Source organism: Stenotrophomonas sp. YJH_SMC_57, assembly GCF_059369755.1.
Genome location: NZ_JCAFSZ010000007.1, coordinates 12844 through 31108, shown reverse-complemented (window position 1 = coordinate 31108; position 18265 = coordinate 12844). Strand labels below are relative to the sequence as shown.

31 protein-coding genes are annotated in these 18265 nt (G+C 65.1%); 26 read left to right on the top strand and 5 right to left on the bottom strand.

Features of this window, described 5'->3' with window-relative positions:
* Window positions 1-8: 8 nt before the first annotated feature.
* The 3 genes from AC5P7U_RS10760 to AC5P7U_RS10750 are packed head-to-tail and all read right to left on the bottom strand — an operon-like array spanning window position 9 to window position 1201.
* The gene (locus tag AC5P7U_RS10760) at window positions 9-455 is read right to left on the bottom strand and encodes a hypothetical protein (RefSeq protein WP_495221088.1); all 447 of its coding nucleotides are present in this window, start codon (window positions 453-455) and stop codon (window positions 9-11) included.
* Between the two features lies 1 nt (window position 456).
* Window positions 457-972 (bottom strand): hypothetical protein, encoded by a 516-nt coding sequence (locus AC5P7U_RS10755; protein ID WP_495221087.1) that lies wholly within the window; start codon window positions 970-972, stop codon window positions 457-459.
* Window positions 962-1201 (bottom strand): transcriptional regulator, encoded by a 240-nt coding sequence (locus AC5P7U_RS10750; RefSeq protein WP_414554767.1) that lies wholly within the window; start codon window positions 1199-1201, stop codon window positions 962-964. The genes AC5P7U_RS10755 and AC5P7U_RS10750 overlap by 11 nt, the downstream gene beginning before the upstream one ends.
* Window positions 1202-1283: 82 nt before the next feature.
* Between AC5P7U_RS10750 and AC5P7U_RS10745 the strand changes: the two genes are divergently transcribed.
* The 15 genes from AC5P7U_RS10745 to AC5P7U_RS10675 all read left to right on the top strand — a co-directional run bounded on the left by AC5P7U_RS10745 (window position 1284) and on the right by AC5P7U_RS10675 (window position 8683).
* On the top strand, window positions 1284-1946 hold the full coding sequence (locus AC5P7U_RS10745; protein WP_495221086.1) for a LexA family transcriptional regulator: 663 nt from the start codon (window positions 1284-1286) through the stop codon (window positions 1944-1946).
* A gap of 28 nt (window positions 1947-1974) precedes the next feature.
* Window positions 1975-2517, top strand: coding sequence for a PDZ domain-containing protein (locus AC5P7U_RS10740; protein WP_495221085.1), 543 nt, complete (start codon window positions 1975-1977; stop codon window positions 2515-2517).
* A 187-nt stretch (window positions 2518-2704) separates the two neighbouring features.
* Window positions 2705-3046, top strand: a complete 342-nt coding sequence (locus tag AC5P7U_RS10735) for a hypothetical protein (RefSeq protein ID WP_495221084.1) — start codon at window positions 2705-2707, stop codon at window positions 3044-3046.
* Window positions 3043-3339, top strand: a complete 297-nt coding sequence (locus AC5P7U_RS10730) for a hypothetical protein (protein WP_414554771.1) — start codon at window positions 3043-3045, stop codon at window positions 3337-3339. The genes AC5P7U_RS10735 and AC5P7U_RS10730 overlap by 4 nt, the downstream gene beginning before the upstream one ends.
* Window positions 3336-3539: a hypothetical protein gene (locus AC5P7U_RS10725; protein ID WP_053449436.1), complete on the top strand. Its 204-nt coding sequence runs from the start codon at window positions 3336-3338 to the stop codon at window positions 3537-3539. Before AC5P7U_RS10730 ends, AC5P7U_RS10725 begins: the two co-directional genes overlap by 4 nt.
* On the top strand, window positions 3536-3745 hold the full coding sequence (locus AC5P7U_RS10720) for a hypothetical protein (RefSeq protein WP_049402473.1): 210 nt from the start codon (window positions 3536-3538) through the stop codon (window positions 3743-3745). Before AC5P7U_RS10725 ends, AC5P7U_RS10720 begins: the two co-directional genes overlap by 4 nt.
* Window positions 3742-3882: a hypothetical protein gene (locus AC5P7U_RS10715; RefSeq protein WP_495221083.1), complete on the top strand. Its 141-nt coding sequence runs from the start codon at window positions 3742-3744 to the stop codon at window positions 3880-3882. The genes AC5P7U_RS10720 and AC5P7U_RS10715 overlap by 4 nt, the downstream gene beginning before the upstream one ends.
* Window positions 3879-4136, top strand: coding sequence for a hypothetical protein (locus AC5P7U_RS10710; RefSeq protein WP_495221082.1), 258 nt, complete (start codon window positions 3879-3881; stop codon window positions 4134-4136). Before AC5P7U_RS10715 ends, AC5P7U_RS10710 begins: the two co-directional genes overlap by 4 nt.
* A 39-nt stretch (window positions 4137-4175) precedes the next feature.
* Window positions 4176-4697, top strand: coding sequence for a hypothetical protein (locus AC5P7U_RS10705; protein ID WP_495221081.1), 522 nt, complete (start codon window positions 4176-4178; stop codon window positions 4695-4697).
* A gap of 85 nt (window positions 4698-4782) precedes the next feature.
* Window positions 4783-5076, top strand: a complete 294-nt coding sequence (locus AC5P7U_RS10700) for a KTSC domain-containing protein (RefSeq protein ID WP_495221080.1) — start codon at window positions 4783-4785, stop codon at window positions 5074-5076.
* Window positions 5077-5300: 224 nt separating this feature from the next.
* Window positions 5301-6158 (top strand): recombinase RecT, encoded by an 858-nt coding sequence (locus AC5P7U_RS10695; protein WP_495221079.1) that lies wholly within the window; start codon window positions 5301-5303, stop codon window positions 6156-6158.
* 2 nt (window positions 6159-6160) lie between these two features.
* Window positions 6161-7921: a YqaJ viral recombinase family protein gene (locus tag AC5P7U_RS10690; protein WP_495221078.1), complete on the top strand. Its 1761-nt coding sequence runs from the start codon at window positions 6161-6163 to the stop codon at window positions 7919-7921.
* Entirely contained in the window at window positions 7921-8211 is a 291-nt protein-coding gene (locus AC5P7U_RS10685; protein WP_164242555.1) for a hypothetical protein, read from the top strand. The genes AC5P7U_RS10690 and AC5P7U_RS10685 overlap by 1 nt, the downstream gene beginning before the upstream one ends.
* Window positions 8208-8429, top strand: a complete 222-nt coding sequence (locus tag AC5P7U_RS10680) for a hypothetical protein (protein WP_495221077.1) — start codon at window positions 8208-8210, stop codon at window positions 8427-8429. Before AC5P7U_RS10685 ends, AC5P7U_RS10680 begins: the two co-directional genes overlap by 4 nt.
* Window positions 8426-8683, top strand: coding sequence for a hypothetical protein (locus tag AC5P7U_RS10675; protein ID WP_495221076.1), 258 nt, complete (start codon window positions 8426-8428; stop codon window positions 8681-8683). The genes AC5P7U_RS10680 and AC5P7U_RS10675 overlap by 4 nt, the downstream gene beginning before the upstream one ends.
* An 8-nt stretch (window positions 8684-8691) precedes the next feature.
* On the opposite strand, the gene AC5P7U_RS10670 is transcribed toward AC5P7U_RS10675, so the two are convergent.
* Window positions 8692-9393: a hypothetical protein gene (locus AC5P7U_RS10670; protein WP_495221075.1), complete on the bottom strand. Its 702-nt coding sequence runs from the start codon at window positions 9391-9393 to the stop codon at window positions 8692-8694.
* Window positions 9394-9425: 32 nt separating this feature from the next.
* Between AC5P7U_RS10670 and AC5P7U_RS10665 the strand changes: the two genes are divergently transcribed.
* The 3 genes from AC5P7U_RS10665 to AC5P7U_RS10655 are packed head-to-tail and all read left to right on the top strand — an operon-like array spanning window position 9426 to window position 11765.
* A complete protein-coding gene (locus tag AC5P7U_RS10665; protein ID WP_154583161.1) occupies window positions 9426-9566 on the top strand; it encodes a hypothetical protein in 141 nt (46 codons plus the stop codon).
* Between the two features lie 50 nt (window positions 9567-9616).
* Window positions 9617-9883: a hypothetical protein gene (locus AC5P7U_RS10660; protein WP_495221073.1), complete on the top strand. Its 267-nt coding sequence runs from the start codon at window positions 9617-9619 to the stop codon at window positions 9881-9883.
* Window positions 9876-11765, top strand: a complete 1890-nt coding sequence (locus tag AC5P7U_RS10655; protein ID WP_495221072.1) for a DNA cytosine methyltransferase — start codon at window positions 9876-9878, stop codon at window positions 11763-11765. The genes AC5P7U_RS10660 and AC5P7U_RS10655 overlap by 8 nt, the downstream gene beginning before the upstream one ends.
* Window positions 11766-12018: 253 nt before the next feature.
* Here the strand turns inward: AC5P7U_RS10655 and AC5P7U_RS10650 are convergent, their stop codons facing one another.
* Window positions 12019-12606 (bottom strand): hypothetical protein, encoded by a 588-nt coding sequence (locus tag AC5P7U_RS10650; RefSeq protein ID WP_495221071.1) that lies wholly within the window; start codon window positions 12604-12606, stop codon window positions 12019-12021.
* Between the two features lie 64 nt (window positions 12607-12670).
* On the opposite strand from AC5P7U_RS10650, the gene AC5P7U_RS10645 reads away from it, so the two are divergent.
* The 8 genes from AC5P7U_RS10645 to AC5P7U_RS10610 all read left to right on the top strand — a co-directional run bounded on the left by AC5P7U_RS10645 (window position 12671) and on the right by AC5P7U_RS10610 (window position 18176).
* On the top strand, window positions 12671-12925 hold the full coding sequence (locus AC5P7U_RS10645; RefSeq protein ID WP_495221070.1) for a hypothetical protein: 255 nt from the start codon (window positions 12671-12673) through the stop codon (window positions 12923-12925).
* A complete protein-coding gene (locus AC5P7U_RS10640) occupies window positions 12922-13173 on the top strand; it encodes a helix-turn-helix transcriptional regulator (protein WP_495221069.1) in 252 nt (83 codons plus the stop codon). Before AC5P7U_RS10645 ends, AC5P7U_RS10640 begins: the two co-directional genes overlap by 4 nt.
* A 363-nt stretch (window positions 13174-13536) precedes the next feature.
* Complete coding sequence (locus AC5P7U_RS10635; RefSeq protein WP_197564394.1) at window positions 13537-15546, top strand: esterase/lipase family protein; 2010 nt, start codon at window positions 13537-13539, stop codon at window positions 15544-15546.
* Window positions 15547-15630: 84 nt separating this feature from the next.
* Window positions 15631-16503, top strand: coding sequence for a glyoxalase III HchA (gene hchA / locus AC5P7U_RS10630; RefSeq protein WP_006433853.1), 873 nt, complete (start codon window positions 15631-15633; stop codon window positions 16501-16503).
* Between the two features lie 5 nt (window positions 16504-16508).
* Entirely contained in the window at window positions 16509-17213 is a 705-nt protein-coding gene (locus AC5P7U_RS10625; RefSeq protein ID WP_006433852.1) for a PA1136 family autoinducer-binding transcriptional regulator, read from the top strand.
* An 87-nt stretch (window positions 17214-17300) separates the two neighbouring features.
* On the top strand, window positions 17301-17534 hold the full coding sequence (locus AC5P7U_RS10620) for a hypothetical protein (protein WP_006433851.1): 234 nt from the start codon (window positions 17301-17303) through the stop codon (window positions 17532-17534).
* A gap of 131 nt (window positions 17535-17665) precedes the next feature.
* Window positions 17666-17905, top strand: coding sequence for a hypothetical protein (locus tag AC5P7U_RS10615; RefSeq protein ID WP_006433850.1), 240 nt, complete (start codon window positions 17666-17668; stop codon window positions 17903-17905).
* A gap of 25 nt (window positions 17906-17930) precedes the next feature.
* Window positions 17931-18176 carry a hypothetical protein gene (locus AC5P7U_RS10610; protein WP_049456790.1) on the top strand — a complete coding sequence of 82 codons (246 nt, stop codon included), beginning with the start codon at window positions 17931-17933 and terminating at the stop codon, window positions 18174-18176.
* Window positions 18177-18265: the final 89 nt, after the last annotated feature.

Here is an 18265-nt window from a genome sequence, read left to right as displayed (position 1 = left end):
ACGTCACATCAGGGATGAAGGGAGTCGCCCTCCTTGCGGTAGGCTGCGGCTACCACACGCACAGCCAATGCCCGCAAGGAGGGCGACACATGGACGAACGGACGAAGCTGCAGATGGAGATCCTTGGCCGCCTGGAGGATGCCGGCCGGAAGCTGTTCAAACGGGAACTGCTTGACTTGGCCGATGAGCAGCGCCTCACACGCGAGGTGCTGTACCTGAAGGGTCATGGACTTGTCGAGGCATCGGTAATGCAACTCGATGGTGCTCAGTGCTTCGCTGCAGTGACGATCACGTCGAGGGGAAGCGACGTCGTCAGAAAGGAAATGAATCCGATTGGTGCAGACCTCAGGGTCGTCACGATCAAGATTCATGAGGACACGATCCGTGCCCTGTTGATAGATCGCGTCCGGGAGTCGGATGCCGATGACACCGTCAAGGGAAAGCTGATTGATCAACTCAAGTCCCTTCCCGCAGAAGCTGCATCGAAACTTGCAGAACGGGCTCTGGATCAAGCTCTCCGCTACATGCCGAACGCAATTCAGTGGCTTCAAACAGCGCCATGGAGCTGATCACAGTTCTGCGGGAGAAGCGCACCCAGCCAATCGTTGATGGCTTGCCATCTCCAGGTGTAGCGGCGATGGGTGCCCAGAACTCGTTCGTCCACGCCGCTTCACTGTCGAATGGCACGCGAATGACCAATGCATCACCGGCGCGGGAGTGCAGTTCGAAAGAAGCACCTGGTTGGAGCGCGGACAGCTGTGCCGCTTCGACCTGTGCCGTTCGGCTTGCTGCAGCTTTTCTGTCAGCGGACATGCGGGCCAGCTCGGCACCGCTAACGCTGAGCATGTCCAACGTTGTGGGATCGATGGTTTCCGACCCTGGCAATTGCTTGCCGCAACCGCTCTCAGCCCTACCCGGCTTTAGCAGCCAATCCCGCAGCCACAGCCTGGGATTCCAGTGGTCAGGCAGCATGGGGCGCCTCCTGCTGGTCGTCGTTGGCGGCCGGGGGGCCGAAGACGTCCGGGCGCAGCAGATGGCGGGATACCCCCGTCGCTGCCTCAATGGCGAGGACGTGGCGAGGCGGAACGGGCCGGTTGCCGCTGACCCACTGATTGACGGCCTGCGGAGTAACGCCCAGCAGGCGCGCGACACCGGCCTGACCGGCTCCCAACTTCTCAACGGCGGTGGCGATTGCGTTCATGCCGCCATCTTAAGCATCGCTTTAGTTCGTGGTCAAGCGATGCTTTCTTACATAGGCGAGCTGGCAGTTGGACAATCAAGCGATGCTTGACAACTCTGCCATGGCGGCCGCCATCCGAACGGCCATAGAAGAATCCAAGTTGACCCAGAAGGGCGTCGCTGACGCTTTTGGCGTTACCGAACAGGCCGTTTCCGGCTGGTTGCGCACTGGCAAGGTCGACAAGCGAAAGCTGCCTCGCCTAGCCCAGCTCACCGGCAAACCGCTATCTCACTTCGGGATGGGTGGCGTCGATGAAACGATCTCGGCTTCTGCGACCCCATCGGACTATGTTCGCGTTCAGCAACTGGACGCGGAGGCAGGCATGGGCGGGGAAACGATCAATGACGACTACCCGGAAGTGATCCGGGCGATGGACTTTGAGCCGGCCTACATCCGATCGATCGTCGGTTTCGTGCCTGCGCCTGGTCGCCTGGTGCTGGTAACCGGCCGCGGTGATTCGATGATTCCCGTGATCCAGCCGGGCGAAAGCCTCATGGTCGATACCGGGATCTCGCACTTCGATGGTGATGGAATCTACTTGATCAACAACGGCAACGGACAACAGATCAAAGGCCTGCAGGATCGCGGCGATGCCATCTACGTGGTCAGCGCCAACGCCGCGCTCTACCCTGCTTTCCCGCTACCCAAGTCAACGGTCATCGGCGGCAAGGTCTACCTCAGAAACCGCATCGATCGACTGAACTGACCATGCACCGCCAGCATAAGGACGTGCCATGAGAACCCTTGGTTTTATCGCCACCGCCATCGGTCTGGTTATGCTGCTCATCTCCTGCAACATGGATGTCAGCGTGGCAACGGAGCTAGGCTCCAGGGTGAACAACATCGGTCTGATGCAGCAACAGTCCATGCTGGTAAACGTCAGCCTGGGCCTGATGCTAATCGGGGTGATCATGTGGATCGCGGGTCGCAAGAAGCTGGAGAGCCCTGCCGAGGTGCCTGACGAGATCCGGAGCTACAGTGCTGAAGAGATGAAGGATCTCGACGTGCTTCTTGCCGACAAAGGCTGGACCGGGATTTCGCTGAGCGCGAGCGATCCTAAGGTTGTGCACTCGGTAGCAGCGGAATCTTCAGCCGCGCACGCGGGCATCCTCCCGGGCGACCGGATCATCCAGGTTGACGGTCAGTTCTCCAGCAACGACCTGCGAGCCAACGTTATGCAGCTGGCCGGCGAACCAGGCTCGGTGGCCGTGCTCAAGCTCCGCCGCGGTGATGCTGCGGTCACAGCAGAGGTAGTCCGCGAGGCAAGTGGCGGCTGAAAATCAGCCCGGGCTGACCTCCCCGCCCTCCTGCAGCGCTCAACTTTCCAGCGACATCTACAGAGGCCCTGAGGGGCCTCTTTGCATTTCTACGGCCAACCACTAAAGCATCGCTTGACTACGATATAAAGCGGTGCTTTACTTGGTCCGTCACCCAGCAAGCCGTGCTGGACCGCCGGAGCCCGAGATGGACCACACCGCCCTCAATTCAGCGTCCCACCGCGCCCAGGCAGCCTGGGACAACCGCGCAGACCCGCGCATTGCCGACGAGGCGGCCATCGACAGCACGGCACTGGAAGCCCTGCGGGCCGCTCCGAACATGCTGGAGCAGACCTTCGGCTTCCAGTCGCCGGCCTTCTGGGCCAAGGCTGCCCGCCTTCTCGATTCCTGCCAGGACGCTGCCTTCGCGGCCCTGATCCGCGATGCCCGCGACGCCTACGTCAACGAGGAAGTCGAGGACACGGCCGACGACAAGGGCCTTTCCGCCAACGGTGCAATCGACCATCTGCTGGCGCAGGTGGCGGCATGAGCGCCACCACCGCGAGCTTCGCCGTTATCGAAGTACCAGGCTGCGGCATGCGCCTACGCGTCATGAAGGATCCAGCTGGTTGGAGCGTATCCGGCTGGCGCCGCACGAAGGGCGCGATGGCAATGGTCGTGTTCGCATCCACCGAATCCGCGCCGACCTTCAGCGACACCGCCGGCCAGCACCACGTCATCGCCGGCCGGGCCTACATCGCACTGCCACCCGAGAGCCGGACGAAGCTGCAAGCCTTCGTCACAGCGACGGAGGGTGCATCCGCCCAAGGCGGTGTCGCATGAGCGCCAGCTTCGATCCCTTCGCCTATCTGTTCGGCTCCCTGCTGTCCGGGCGCCCCGAACCGACCACCAACGCGGGCCGCTACCTGCAGCAGCTAGACACCGGCGACGCGCGTTTCACCCGCAGCGGCGAGGACGTCAGCGAAGAACTGCTGGCCGGCCTGCGCCGCATCCAGATCACGACCGCAAAGGAGTCGCCATGAACACCAACGTTCGCCAGATCCGCGAGTTCCAGGCCGTGCGCGATGCGATCGCTTGCACCGGCCTCAGCCCGGCGCCGCTGTTCCAGCGCCTCAACGCCGAGCAGCGCCGGGGCTATCGCGGCCTGTCCGTGGTCGACAACGCGCTGCGCTTGCGCCGCCAGTTCCGCGACGAGTTCAGCAACCAGCCCGACCCGGAGGCCGCATGAGCTTCGAACAGGCCATCCGGAAGGAGACGGTGCGCATGTCGCTGGAGTTCATTGCCTACGGCGCGCTGATCGGCTTCATCGTCGGCGCGGCTGCTGTGCTGATCTTCCAGGGCATGTTGCAGGCGGTCATGTCGTGAACCGCCGCCTGACCTACATCCTCGCGCCGCTGGCCATGTGGGCGCTGATCTGCGGCTTCGCAGCGGCCGGCGCCCTGCTCGCGGTCGTGCACGGCAACTACCTGTCGCTGCTGATGGCCCGCGCGGTGCTGGCCGGCGCTGCCTATCAGACCGCCCTGGAGTGGTTCCGCGCCGAGAAGGCGCTGGCCGAGCGCCGCAGCAGTATCCAGTCCCTGACCTCCGCCATGCCGGTACCGGCGGAAGACCTGCAGTAACCCACTGCCGGCCCGGCCGGCTCAACCGACGAGGTCCACATGTTCCACCTGACGAACAACCCGGCGGCCGTCTCCAACGTGAACCTGCGCATCGAGAAGCACGGCGATGAGCGGCACCTGGCGGTCGACCTTTCCATCACCACCAGCACCAGCAACCTGGTGCTGGACCACTTCGACAAGGAACTGCGAAAGGCGTTGTTCCGCAAGCCGGGCAAGGGTGAGCAGCAGTCGCTGCCGACCATCGGCGACCACCTGACCGAGATCAAGATCCCGAGCCTGGAGCCCATCAAGGTGGGCCATGAATTCAAGGGCTTCGAACTGCAGATCGACGGTGAGCTGGACAGCACCCAGCCGATCTTCCTGGTGGACGTGAAGCTCAAAAAGTTCGTCATCGCCCCGAAGGAAGGCGGCAGCGTGGAGCTGTCGTTCAAGGCCTCCGCCAGCGTCACTCCCGACGAAGTTGCCGAACTGACCGAAGCGCTGATCCGCGAAAACGTCGTCCTGACTCTTCAGCCCGGCCAGGCCAACGAATCCACGCAGCAGGAAGACCTCGCTGCCTGATCCCCCTGCCCTGCGCTGCCCCCCTGTGGCGCATGGCTGACAGCCCGGAAAGACGGGCAACCCTCTACCCGCCCTGGAGCACAACATGACCAGCACCACCCCGGCCACCGGCCGCATCCAGCTGTTCGACGTCGACAGCTCGCAGATCCACAGCATCGGCCACGACGCCGCCACCAACACCCTCGCTATCCGGTTCACCAAGGGCTATGGCGACAAGCGCGGCCCCGGCTCGCTGTACCACTACGCCAACTTCAGCGCCGAGGAGTTCCAGGCGTTCAAGGACGCCGACTCCCTCGGCAAGCACTTCGGCGAGTACATCAAGAAATTCCCTGAGAAGTACCCGTATCACAAGGTCGCCGAGCAGCAGCAGGCGGCCTGACGCGAAACCGGGGGCTACAGCGGCAGCGCCGCCTCACACCTCGCCGGACAGCGTAACCGGCCGCCTGGAAGCCCTGGCAACACCGTCGGGCGTGAAAGCACAGAAGGGAATCGATGTCGGCATGCGGGCATCGAGGCAACACGGCGGTGAGAGCCCCGCGCCGGAGACGTAACCGGCACCCCTATTCCTTCATAGCCGGCCATGCCGGCCGGAGATCCATAGACATGAACGTTCCCGCCGCCCAGCAGCAGTCGCAGACCGCGCTTGCCGCACAGCCTCGCCAGCAGTTCGACCTGAGCCCGCAGACCTTCGAGCAGGCGATTCAGTTCTGCGACTACCTCGCCGAAAGCGACCTGGTCCCGAAGGACTTCAAGGGCAAGCCGGCCAACTGCCTCATCGCCATTCAGTGGGGCGCCGAGCTGGGCCTGAAGCCGCTGCAGGCGCTGCAGAACCTGGCCATCATCAACGGCCGGCCCGCGCTGTGGGGCGACGCAGTCATCGCCCTGGTGCGCAGCTCCCCGCTGTGTGAGTACATCACCGAGGCAGACGACGGCGGCACCGCCGTGTGTCGCGTGAAGCGCCGCGGCGAGTCCGAGGAGGTGCGCACCTTCAGTATGGACGACGCCAAGGTGGCCGGCCTGCTGGGCAAGAGCGGCCCGTGGACGCAGTACCCGAAGCGCATGCGCCAGATGCGCGCCCGCGCATTCGCCCTTCGCGACGTGTTCCCCGATGTCCTGCGCGGCATGCCCATCGCCGAGGAAATCATGGACATCCCGCAGGCAGGCGCTGCCAGCGGCGAGTCGGCACGCGCCGCCATTGATGGCCAGGCTGACAAGCAGTTGCCGCTGTACTCCGAAGCCGACTTCGTCGCGAATCTGCCGAAGTGGTGGGACATCATCGCCAGCGGCAGGAAGTCGGCCGATGACCTGATCGCCACGCTGCAGACGAAGGCCCGCTTCACAGCGGACCAGCTGAAGGAGATTCGCAACCCGCCCAAGGACGAGGCCGAGGGCGAAGGCGAGCCGCAGAGCGGCGCTGCCGCCGCTGCCGGTGGCGTCACCCAGACCGCGGTGGAGGACTGAGCATGCGCACCGTGAACCTGATCCAGGGCACCCCGGAATGGCATGCGCACCGCGCGCAGCACCTTAACGCCAGCGACGCGCCGGCGATGCTCGGTGCCTCCACGAACCACTCCCGCACCGATCTGATCCGCGAGCTGGCTGCAGGCGTGCCGCGCGAGTTCAGCGACTTCGTGCAGGAGCGCGTCATCGATCCGGGCCATGAGTTTGAGGCGCAGGCCCGTGCCATTGCCGAGCAGCTGGTCGGCGAGGATCTCTACCCGGTCACTGGCGTGGCCGGCAAGTACTCGGCCAGTTTTGACGGTCTGACGCTGCTGGAGGACATCGCCTGGGAGCACAAGCGCCTGAACCAGACGCTGCGCGATGCCATGTTCGACGGCTGCACCGGCACCGACCTGCCGCTGATGTACCAGATCCAGATGGAGCACCAAGCGATGGTCTCCGAATGCGAGCGCGTGTTCTTCATGGCTTCCGAGTGGCGGCAGGCTTCCGGCGGCTGGGAACTGGTCGAGGAGCGGCACTGCTGGTACACGCCGAACCCGGAGCTGCGTGCGCGCATCGTCGCAGGCTGGGCGCAACTGGAGGCAGACGTTGCGGCTTTCTTGCCGGGCCCGGCCAGCGAGCCTGTGCCGGTCGGCCGCGCTCCAGAGACCCTGCCGGCGCTGAGCATCCAGGTCACCGGCATGGTCACCGCCTCCAACCTGGCCGAGTTCAAGGAGAACGCGCTGGCGGTGCTGGGCGCGATCAACCGGGAACTGCAGTCCGATGAGGACTTCGCCAATGCCGAGAAGACGGTTAGCTGGTGCAAGGGCGTCGAGGAGCGGATCGAGGCGACGAAACAGCAGGTGCTGGGCCAGACGGCAGACATCGATGCGGTGTTCCGCACGATGGACGACGTGGCCGCCGAAACGCGCAAGATCCGCCTGGAGCTGGACAAGCTTGTGGCGAAGCGGAAGGAGGAACGCCGTACCGAGATCGGGAACAACGCTCGGCGCGCGGTGATCGACCACATCCAAGGAATCAACGAAACGCTGGGCGCGCATGCCGTGCCGATGCCGACCACGCTGGTGGCTGATATCGCCGCCGCCATCAAGGGCAAGCGCTCGTTCTCGAGCATGCAGGATGCGGTCGACGCAGTGGCTACCAATGCCAAGATCACCGCCAGCCAAGCGGCCGACCGCATCCGCGCCAACATCGCCGTCCTGGCCGAGCAGCCGGGCTACGCCACCTTGTTCGCCGACCGCGTGCAGCTGTGCGCCAGCAAGGCGCCGGACGATCTGCGCAACCTGGTTGCTGCCCGGATCTCCGAACATCGGCAGGCGGAGCAGGAACGCCTGGACGCCGAGCGCGAGCGCATCCGCAAGGAGGAGGAGGCCCGCGCGCAGAAGGTAGCAGCCGACGCCGCGGAAGCCGTTGCAGCTGAGCAGGCCGCCCAGGCCGCGCAGACGGCAGCAGCCCAGCAGCAGCACGTGCCGGTGGCAGCCGCCCCGGCAGCGGCGCCGGTGCGCACGGCGCCGACGGCAGTGGCCAGCGCACCGGCACCGGCCGCCGCGCCGCGTGAGGTGGTCAAGATCAAGCTGGGCGACATCAACGCGCGCATCGCCCCGCTCTCGATCAGTGCCGATGGTCTGGCGCTGCTGGGCTTCAAGCCGATCAACGCCACCGGCGCGGCGAAGCTGTACGACCAGGCGCAGTTCCCGGCCATGTGCCGGGCCATGATCGACGGCCTGCAGGATGCGGCCAACAGCTACCCGATGGCCGCCTGATGGAACTTTGGCGCACCAGCGAACTGCGGGTTCTGCGCCAGATGGAGGGCCGCGACGCGATGACCGTCGCGGCTGCCCTCGGGCGCTCGCCCCGCGCGGTCCAGGACATGGCCCGCTGCCAAGGGATGCCGGTACCGCGCCAGCCTCACGGCCGGTATTGGCCGGTCACCACCAAACGCCGCGCCCGGCAGCTCCGGGCCAGCGGCAACACCGTCAACCAGATCAGCGCCGCGCTGGGTGTCCCTTTCGGGACCGTGCGCCGCTGGGTCTACGAAGGAGCAGCAGCATGACCAGCATCCACGTGAAGCCCGTCTTCAGCGGCGCCACCGATCGCGAGAAGGAGCAGGACCGGCAGAAGCTGGCCAGCGACTTCGCAGGGTTCGAGGCCGCCGGCGGCAAGGTCCAGGTCTTGGGCACCAGCGGCATCGACAAGAGGACGATCAGCCGCCGGCAGGTGGTCGAAGGTGGCCACGGTCGCCGCGGCGGGAAGAAGGGCTCGCAGGCATGAGCCGCCACATTGCCCGCCGCGCGCCGAAGGAAACGCTCGGCTTCGCCTGGGGTCGGTTCCCGACCATGGATGGCAGCGCCGTCACCTGGCGCCTGTACCGCCGCGACCACCGCCGTGCGCTGCACATGCACGCGGAGACCTTCTTTGCCCATGAAGACCGTGCGGTGATCGCCGGCCGCCTGCGCCGCGCGCGCCGCTACCTGCGCGACAAGGTGGACGACATCGACCTGGTGGCGATGGGGGCAGCTGCGTGAACCAAGGTTTACTTGGAAGGGATTACCCAGTTCTCGAAATCGTGACTGGGCAGGTTCACGTAGTTTGCAAATGCTTTCGCCAACTCGATGCTTTCCTTCGAGAACTTTTCCAGAAACTCCCGAAAGATCTCAAGGTCGCGCTCGTTTCCGGTGTAGCGGACGCTCTTCGACTTATACCTGGTATCCAGAACCCGGACTTCAAAGCCTTTGAGCATGTTCGACGCAATGTTGTTCATCGTAATTCCAAGACCAATGACCATCGCCAAGCGCTCCCCCAGCTTATCGGGGAGCAAATGAATTCGGTCCTGCACCTGTTGTGCACCCGGCAGAAACGAAGTGCTCGACTCTGTCACTGCTTCGAACACGGTTTCCATGTCCAAACCCCGAAGCTCTCCTTCCAGATCGTAGGCCTTCGTTCGTGTTGCCATCTTGTGATTTACAAAGATTCTGCAGGGCAGATCCGCGACTTCATGCAGAACCAGCTGGCCAACGATGCGGGCATTGGACGCATCAGTTTCAACAGCAACGTCGAGTTGCCTTTGAGCGATGAGCGCCGCTTGCTGAGCAATCTCCGCAGCCTGCTTGGACGTACGGTTTGCCGCTTTAGCCACCGCAATCGTTGCCACTGCTGCGCCAAGCCCCACCACAACTGCGGCCCAGTCGGCCCAGTTACCTACATCCGACGCAAGCGGACAAAACTCAATCGCCATAAATCCTCCCTGATGTTGGAGCCAATTCTGCCATGACCTACATCCACCCGAACGACCGGGTCTACGCGCTGGAGCGCGCTCTGGCCGCCGCCGTCGCCCAGGGCGAAGACCGCAAGGTGCAGGACGACCTGCGAGAGATTCTGGCCGAAGCCCGGCGCGAGGCCCGGGGGTGAGCGGCCTGGCGCTGGTGCCGGCGCCCGAGGACCCGGGAATCCCGGCCCGCATGCGGCAGCCGACGAAGGACGCCTATCGCCAGTGGCTGACTCAGGCCAACGAGCGCATCGAGCAGCTGCAGGCCGAGGTGGCCGAGCTGCGCGCCGGCGGCAGCACCAGCGCCACGCGGCCGGGCTTGGTTACCGACCTGGTCACCGCTGCAACTGCCCTTGGGCACCACGAAACGCTGCGCAGCAGCAGCGACGAAACCATCGACTACTGGCGCACGCGCGTTGAGCAGCTACGCGCCGAACTCACAGGAGAACACCATGGCTGACGGCTCCCGCGCCCCAGAGATCCACGTAGCACGCAAGACCCGCCCGATGCTGGTGGCCGACCTGTTCTGCGGCGCCGGCGGCTTGTCCAACGGCACCGCACGCGCCATGCGCCAGTTGGGCCTGCCGGTCCAGATGATCGGCGTGAACCACTGGCCGGTCGCCATCGAAACCAACCGTCGCAATCACAAGGAACACGCCGACCGCATCCACTGCGCGGACCTGGAATCTGCGCTGCCGCTGACCATCGTTCCCGAGGGCAGGTTGGACCTGCTCACCGCGGCACCGTCCTGCGTGTTCCACAGCCGCGCACGCGGCGGCCGGCCGGTGCACGACCAGCAGCGCATGGACCCGTGGCACGTCGTGCGCTGGTGCACCGAGCTGCGCGTCGCCCGCGTGCTGGTGGAGAACGTGCCGGAGTTCATGGACTGGGGCCCGTGCAGTCTGGTCACTGGCCGGCCGATCAAATCGCGCCGCGGCGAGTACTTCCGCGCGTGGGTTGCCGCGCTGGAGGCCGTGGGCTACAAGGTGGATTGGAAGGTCGTCTGCTGCGCCGACTTCGGCGACGCCACGACCCGCCGACGGTTCTTCCTGATCGGCCGCAGCGACGGAAAACGGTTGTCCTGGCCCGAGCCCACTCACGACCGCGTGGGCGGTACCGACCTGCTGGGCAGCCGGCCACGCTGGCGCGGTGCGCGCGAGGTCATCGACTGGACGATGACCGGCAAGAGCATCTTCACCCGCACGAAGCCGTTGAAGCCAAACACCCTGCGGCGGATCCTCGCCGGTGCAGTGAAGTACAGCTGGCCCCGGCCTTACATCGATGCCGTGCAGGCCCTGCTCGACGGCCAAGCCCCGCGATTGGTGTTCAGCCGCGCCGAAGCTGTGGCTCTGGACCTGGTCAGCGCGGATCCTGTGCTGGTCCACCTGCGCGGGACTAGCGAGCAGCACCTCCAGTCCACGGCAAAGTCTCCCGATGAACCGCTGCCCACGCTCACCGCCGGCGGCGGCCACGTCGGGCTGGTGCTGGCCACCAGCAGCCGCGGCGCAGCGCGCGACCTGGACCAGCCGCTGCCCACCATCACCACCGGCGGCGCGGGCGCCGAGCGCCCCGGCTGTGCACGGCCACAGCTGGTGGAACCGCTGGTGATGGCCACTGCCAGCGGAGGGACCGCGCGTAGCGTCGATAACCCGGTCCCCACGATCACGACGGGCGGCAATGGCGCGCGGCCGCACCTGATCGAGCCCATCATCGTTCCGACCTCGAACACCAGCAGCGCCGGCGTGCCGCGCTCTGCCGCTGAGCCGATCCGGACCGTAACCACCGCCAAGGGCGGCGACCAGGCGCTGGCTGTGCCGCTGGTGGCGCAGTACTACGGCGCCACGGTCACCGCGCAGTCCGTGGCTGAGCCGGTGCCGTCGGTCACCACCAAGGCACGCTTCGGCCTGGCCGAACCGGTGGTGATGCGCGGCAATGTGGGCACTGGCCGAACCGGCGATATGCGCCCGGCCAGCGAGCCCATGCCCACCATCACGTGCTCCGAATCCCTGGCGCTGGCCGAACCGTTCACGATGCCGGTGACCCACCACGGTGGATATCAGGTGCGCGGTATGGATGAGCCCCTGCCGACGATCACCGGCGCCAACCGGGGCGAGTTGGGCCTGGCCGCAGCTGCAGCAGACGTCGCGGATGAGATCAGCATCGACATCAACTACCGGATGCTGCATTGGCGCGAGCTGTCTAGGGCCACGTCGTTTGACGACGAGGGCGAGGTGTACGACTTCGCCGGTAACGCCACCGAGATCACCAAGCAGCTCGGTAACGCAGTGCCCAACCGCACCGCGAAAGCGCTGGGGATGGCGCTGATGAGGGACGCGGCATGAGCGCCCGTCGCCAGCACGCCCACAACGGCATGGCCGCCGGCGGCCGTCCGATCCGCATTCCCCGGTCAATCGACAGCGTGCGCTCGCACCCGAAGCCGCAACTTGTTGAGGAGGCAGTGCATGCAGGACCTAGCAGCGTCCAAGATTGCTCAAAAAGAAAGGTCTTGGACTTCTTCTACCGCAGCATTCCTCATCTCCCGGACCGAATTAAACCATGAGCAGAACGTGGCGATCTAAGGTCGCTATCCCGAGTTCACTCCTCTTTCAAGGGGGTGAGCACAGTGGGAAACTTGAAAGCCGGGAACGCGGAGTCCAGTTCGGCAACGGCGTCATCAAAAAAGTGATAAGCGAGAGCCAAGGAAACCAAATACTGACGGACAGAATCTGTATTAAAAAGGCCCTCGTTATGTGTCACAACATAGCCCTTGATCGTCGTAAGCGACGCGTCAAGAGAGGCCATCGCAACGCGAACAGTATTGAGATCTCCCGAGCGAGGAATAGCCGGCAACGGGCTAGACGCTATGAAGCGACTCACTGCATCGAGGCTCTCTACAAAGTCGTCGAAACCATCGGGCTCTTTCAGAGCAGCTTGTATCACTTCGAGACCAGTGTGAATACTGCTCAGCACAGCAACACAGGAGAGTGCAGCGACCTCGCCATCAGCATTCTCCGCGTCCCTTCGAGCTCGGTGCTCCTTGCGATACTGGTGAAACGGCAGCAACACTGCAAAGAAAGTGACGATCGCTGCGACCCATCCCCCCATCGCAGAGACAGCAGCCCAGTCCAAGTTGCATTTATCGCTCCACTCGACGCATGGAACCAGATACTGAAATCCACTCAACTGCAATTCCCCCTGTTGGCCTATCTGCATTCTGCCATGGGCCCAAACCGCAAGATGCTCAAGATTGACTGACCTGCTCCAAGGCGCCGACGTGCCCGACTTCCGTGAGGTGGGCCACGTGTTGGCCAGCCTGTCGGGGGTAGAGCTCGGGAAGGCCAGCAAAGCCACCGTGCGCTCGAAGGAGGCGCGAGGCCTGGCCCTGATCGAACTCTCCCGTTGGGACCGGGCCGAAGCTGACCGGATCATGGCCCCCGTATCGAAACGCCGCTGCTGCGGCACCAACCTGGCCGCCGCCGGCGCGCCGAAGGAGGAAGCATGAACGAGAGCACCGCAGTCACCCCCAGCCGCCTCCTGCGTCGCGCCGAGGTTCTGGCCCGGGTCGGCATGGCCAAATCGACCCTGTATTTGCGCATTTCGGCCGGGAAGTTCCCGAAACCGGTCCACCTGGGCAGCTCCGTGCGCTGGGTCGAGTCGGAGATCGATTCCTGGATTCAGGATCAGATGGAGCGGCGCGACCAGACGGGCGAAACCGGGGGTATGGGTGGGGGTATCGCGGACGCTGCATAGAGCCGGACCATGACAGCACAAGGGCCTGCGCCCCAACTACGGTAGAGCCCACCTCCACCATCTGTATGGCCTGTCGAGGCCGCAAGAAGCCGGATCTTCCATCAACGGGGTTCCGGCTTTTTTGTGCCTGTTTTTCATGCAGGCAGTGTGGCTGCATGATCCGGATGACGCACCCTCTCCTTTACCACGGCATAGCCGATGCCAACGCATCGCCGTCCTTGCATGCCTGCATTCACCGCAGTGTCACACGCGAATGCCTGAATCGCTTGCATGGCGGTGGTTTCAAGGCACAAACCGACCGCCCGGTATCTTCCGCTTTGACAGGCCGGACGCTAGAGTGGCGCCACCGCGCAGGAGGATCGTATGGCTACCACGGGCTTGGGCTTCATCGGCCGCACGACCCTCATCATCACCGTGCTGCTCAGCTTGGGCGGTTGCGCGACGCTGCGCCAGTTCGGGCCGTCGGTGCAGGTCGCCTCGGTCACGCCCGGCCAGTACATCGCGCTCAAGCGCGGCGACATCCTCACCTCCGGCAAGCTCAGCGCGGCGACCACCGAGACCCTGCGCGTGGCCGGCCTCGATGAGGGCGTCTGTGCCAAGCCCGGCCTGCCCTGCATCGAGGCGATGGAAGGCAGCATCGTGGTGCGCGAGGAAGACAAGCGTTCGAGCCTGGCCGAACTGTGGCTGCAGTACGCGATGACCCTGCCCGCCCCCAAGCGCGAGTACTCCGCGTCGGGCCGCGCCAAGACCGCGATCACCGAACTGGACGCCGACTTCCAACCGCGCCTGGACGCGTGGATGCAGGTCGCACGCCAGGCCTATGCCTATCTGTTCTTCACCGAACGCACCGCCAACCAGCGGGGCTTCGAAGATCGCCAGACGCAGGTGCGCGACTACTACAACCTGGCCGTGCAGGAAGCCTCGGTGCAGTTGTACAACGCCTACGCGACCGGCCGCGTGCACAGTGAGGCCAGCCATTTCCAGCTGGGCCGCTGGACCTTCGTGCTGGCGCCTTCCACCGAGGCGTCGCCGCTGGACGCGCGCACGCCGACCGAGCTGGTGCCGGCCGCTTCGCTGTCATTCACCGGCACGCTGCGCAGCGTGCACCGCCGCGACGGCTTCGGCGCCGAGCTGGTGGCGGTGATGGATGATCCGGCAGGCACCACCGCCACTTCGGCACCGGCCACGCACGCCGCCACTGCGACCACGCAGAGCTGGAGCGAGATGCCTTCGCCGTCGATGACGGTGCTGCTGCGCTTCTCCGGAAAGAATCTATGGGAAGTGCTGCACGACGACGAGCCGGAACTGGAGATCCACGATCCCTACCAGGTCACCGAAGTCACCCTGCACGGGCAGGAGGTACCGCTGGCAGCGAACTTCACCGCCGGCTACGCGCTGTGGCTGGCGAGATCCAACTTCAGCCACCAGTCGCTGCGCTCGCTGTTCGGCGGCAAAGGCGGCATCGACACGCCGCACCTGTACATGATGCAGCCCTACGATCCGAACCGGCGCGTGCTGCTGATGATCCATGGCCTGGCCAGCAGCCCGGAAGCCTGGGTCAACGTTGCCAACGAGCTGATGCGCGACGACGAGATCCGCGAGGATTTCCAGATCTGGCAGTTCTACTACCCGACCAACATGCCCATCGCGATGAGCCACGATGCGATGCGCCACACGCTGGCCGACGTGCTCAGGCACTTCGACCCCAGCGGAAAGGCGCAGGCCTCGCATGACATGGTGCTGGTCGGACACAGCATGGGCGGGGTGATCGCGCGGCTGATGGTCTCTTCGTCCGGTGACCATCTGGTCGATACCCTGCTGGCCACTGCGCAGATGACACCGGCGCAGCGCGAACTGCTGCGCACCCGCGGCGCGCCGGTACTGACCTTCCTGCCGGAACCGGAAGTGTCGCGCGTGGTGTTCATCGCCACGCCGCACCGTGGCACCGACGTCGCCGGCACCCGCCTGGGTCGCTGGATCGGTCGCCTGGTGCGGCTGCCGCTGACCGTGCTGGAGGATGTCGCCACCATCGCCAACGATGGCCAGGTCGACCGCAACGATGGCAAGCACGGCTACCAGATGAACAGCATCCAGAACCTGGACAAGGACGACGCGTTCGTCCGCGCCGTGGCTGACCTGCCGATGGCGCCCAAGGTGCAGTACCACTCGATCATCGCCCGCGCCAAGGCCGACGGGCCGCTGGAAAAGACCGATGACGGGCTGGTGCCGTACTGGAGCTCGCACCTGCCCAACGCCGTGTCGGAGAAGGTGATCGTGTCCGGGCACAGCGTGCAGGAAGCCACGCCCGCGATCATCGAGCTGCGGCGGATCCTGCACGAGGACATGCAGCAGCACGGGGCGGCCGCCAGATAGCCTCGGGCGACTGAGGGAAATCCCTCATCGCGCGTGCGCATCGACGCTTCTATGCTGGCCTTACGTATCCCGCAGGAGGTCCGCATGAACACGCAAGAGCCCAGCCGCCAGCCCAGCCCCGATCCGGCCGAGCGCGATGCCTTCTTTCCGTCGCCGTACTCGCTGTCGCAGTTCACGTCGCCGAAGAGCAACCTGTCCGGTGCCGACTATCCGGATGCACGCCGCGATGGTCGCTGGAAGGTGCTGATGATCGCCGCCGACGAGCGCTACCTGCCCACCGCCAACGGCCATCTGTTCTCCACCGGCAACCATCCGGTGGAAACCCTGCTGCCGATGTATCACCTGCACAAGGCGGGCTTCGACATCGACGTGGCTACGCTGTCGGGCAACGCCGCCAAGTTCGAGTGGTGGGCCTTCCCGCACGACGACAAGGAGATCGGCGGGCTGTACGAACGCTATGAAGAGCGCTTCCGCCAGCCGCTGGCGCTGGACGATGTCGTGGCCGCACTGGATGCGGGTTCCGACTATGCGGCGGTGTTCATTCCCGGCGGCCACGGCGCGCTGATCGGGCTGCCGCAGAGCCGCGCGGTGAAGGCGGTGCTGCATTGGGCGATGGCCGAGCAACGCCACATCATCACCCTCTGCCATGGCCCTGCGGCATTGCTGGCCGCAGGCGTCGACGAAGCCGACGGCGGCTCGCTGTTCCGCGGCTACCGCATCTGCGCCTTCCCTGATGCGATGGACCGGCAGACGCCGGAGATCGGCTACATGCCGGGCCAGCTGCAATGGTTCTTCGGTGAGCGGCTGGCGCAGCAGGGGGTGCAGATCGTCAACGAGGGCATCGATGGCAGCGTGCTGCAGGATCGCCTGCTGCTGACCGGCGACAGCCCGCTGGCGGGCAACGCGCTCGGCAAGCTGGCTGCACGCACCCTGCTCGACGCACTGGCCGGGCACTGATCCGGATGACCGCGCTGGTGCAGGCGCTGCTCGAGCTGGAACGCGCCCGCTCGCTGGGTGCGGTGGGCGCGGTACTGCACGGCATCGCCGCACCCCTTGGCTACGACCGCGTTCTGGTGTTTGCCACCGGCACCGGGCTGGAACGGGGTACACAACGCGTGTACTGGATCGAAGGCGACTGGTTCGGCGATGGCAGCGATACGGACCTCGCCCGCTATCTGCACGCCTGCCCGGTCAATCGCCACGTGCTGGACAGCGACGCGCCGTTCTTCTGGAGCAAACGCCAGGGCGTTCGCGGCGAACGCTACCAGGTGGTGAAGCAGCCTCGCGGCGAAGGCCTGCATGGCCTGCAGGTGCCGGTATTCGGTACCACTGGGCTGGAGGGTGCAATCAGTTTCGCAGGCACCTCCATCAATGCATCCGCCAGCGCACGCCTGCAGCTGGAGGCTGCTGCAACCGCAGCATTCCGCGCCGCACGCCGTCTGGCTGAAGTTCCCGCAGAGCTTTCCGGAAGCCTGCTGAGCACGCGCGAGCGCGAGGTGCTGCGCTGGGTGGCTGCCGGGCGTCGCCAGGCGGAGATCGCCGCCACGCTCGGGCTTTCCGCGCGCACCGTGGAAAACCACCTGCGCCATGCACGCCAGCGCCTGGGTGTGGCGACTACCGCGCAGGCGGTACGCGCTGCAACTCGTCGCGGCGAGATCGAGGACTGATCGCAGCGAGGCACTTCCGGTGGTCGGGTATCGCGTGATACACACCCCGTGCGCATGTGCGCGATTGCAGAAGCAAGGATGATGCTTATGAAACTGCAACTGGCCGCGATGGCCGCGTTGGTGGTGGCCACTGCAACCCTGGCACCGGTGGCGGACGCCAACACAGGGGTCCCGAGAGAGAATGTTTCCTGTGTGCCGGTGAATGTGGACCGCAACCGCGTCCACCACCATTGCACGGAAACCTACACCGATGAATTCGGCAACGTCTACACAGCCGAGTATTGGATCGACGAGTACGGCAACCCCTACCTGCGCGACTGAGCCGGGGAAATGCGCCGGGTCGCCCAGCGGGCCGGCGCGCATGCAGCAACTCCCGCACGTCAGCGTGACGTGCCGCGGGACGTTGCACGACAACGCGCAGATGCGCGATTGCAGACACAAGGATGATGACCATGAAACTGCACCTGGCCTCGATGGCCGCACTGACCGTGGCGTTCGCCGGAATGACGTCGACCGGCAACGCCCTTGCCGGGGTAACCAGCCCGCCGGGCAGCGTGACGCGCTGCGAACCGTTTGAAGTGGAGCGCTATCGCATCCACCAGCATTGCATCGTGACCCTGCCCGATGCGGACGGCGACATCTTCCTCACCGAATACTGGATCGACGAGTACGGCAATCCGTATCTGATGTAATCCATTCTTGACAAGGAGCGTTTGCATGAAGCTGCAGAAGATTCTGTCAGTTGGATCGTGGGTGGCCCTGCTGGCGCTGGCTTCGCTGGCCCCCGTCGCCACCACGACAGCCGCCGAAGTCGTCGAGGTCCAGGAAGAATGCGTGCCCTTCCGCTTCGCAGGCAACGTGTACCACCAGCGCTGCACGTCGTACGTGGTCTACGACAACGGCACCCGCGAGGCAACCGGGCATTACAACCGTGACGAGAACGGGATGATCTACGATCCCTGATCGCCGCTGCACGATCCGCCGGGCGGGGCCTTCAGCGCCCGCCCGGCATTGCCAGCCGCCCATCCCGGCATACCGCTACCCCGCCTTCC